The 991-nt window shown below is 66.2% G+C and carries 1 protein-coding gene and 1 pseudogene; one reads left to right on the forward strand and one right to left on the reverse strand.

Features of this window, described 5'->3' with window-relative positions:
- Window positions 1-776 (reverse strand): DJ-1/PfpI family protein (locus ASU23_RS12280; RefSeq protein ID WP_058038013.1); only part of this gene is annotated, 776 nt, incomplete at its 3' end.
- A 108-nt stretch (window positions 777-884) separates the two neighbouring features.
- Here ASU23_RS12280 and ASU23_RS12285 point away from each other — a divergent pair.
- Window positions 885-991, forward strand: a pseudogene (locus ASU23_RS12285) (antibiotic biosynthesis monooxygenase); the annotation flags it as partial.

Raw genomic sequence — 991 nt, forward strand, 5'->3', positions numbered from 1 at the left:
GCCGCACGGACTCGTCGTTCGAGGGTGCGCCGGCTGGTGCCGAGCGACTGCGCGACGAAGGCGACGTTGAACGGTTCGTCCAGGCGGGCGCGCACGAAGCGTTCGAACTCGACGACGATCGGGTCCTCGTGCCGGAGATGTTCGTAGGCGACGAAGGCCGCCTGCGACGGACGCTCGTCGATGATGAGGAGCTTGGCGACATGTTGGGCCAGGTCGGGGCTGATCGATCGCACGAGTGAGAGCGCGAGGTCGATGTGGGCGAACGCGGCGCCGGCGGTGACGAGGTTCCCGTCGACCACGACCATGGTGTCGAGATCGAGGGCGACGGTCGGATAGCGCTTCAGGAACTCCGGCCCCAGGAACCAGCTGGTCGTCGCCCGCCGATGATGCATCCGTCCGGTCTCGGCGACAGCGAACACGCCGGTGCACGCCGCGGCGATCCGGGTGGTCGCGTCGTCGAGGCGCCCGAGCGAGGCGATGACCGAACGAGCATCTCGGCTCTGGAGGGCGTCGTTGGTAGCGGCGGCCGTGAGGGTTCCAAGCGCAGGGACGACGACCACGTCGAACTCTGCGGACTCCGACAGCGGGTGGTCCACCGACAGGGTCATCGATGCCGTCGTGGTCACTCTCCGTTTCGGTCCGAGTATGGCGAGTTCGATCGGGTCGATCCGCGGGTCGACATCGCCGCGGGCTCCGTCGGCCACCCGCACGATGTCGATGACCGACGCGACAGCCGAACCGAAGCAGCCGTCGATCGCGATCAGTCCGATACGCATGGCGCGAACAATAGCAATACTGCCGTATACGCCACTTCTCACATGCCCTTGCTCGTCATACGCTGAACTCGCTTCACCAAGAAACCTCGACACCTAGGAGAACCCCTCATGTCCACACCCGCATCACTTCCGTATGCCTTCGTCGCCAAGATCGTCGCGGCCGATGGACAGCACGACGCGCTCGCCGATCTGCTCGCCGGCGCTGTCGCGCTCGC

It is taken from the genome of Rhodococcus sp. KB6, assembly GCF_001445685.1.
GTDB classification, from domain to species: Bacteria; Actinomycetota; Actinomycetes; order Mycobacteriales; family Mycobacteriaceae; genus Rhodococcus_F; species Rhodococcus_F qingshengii.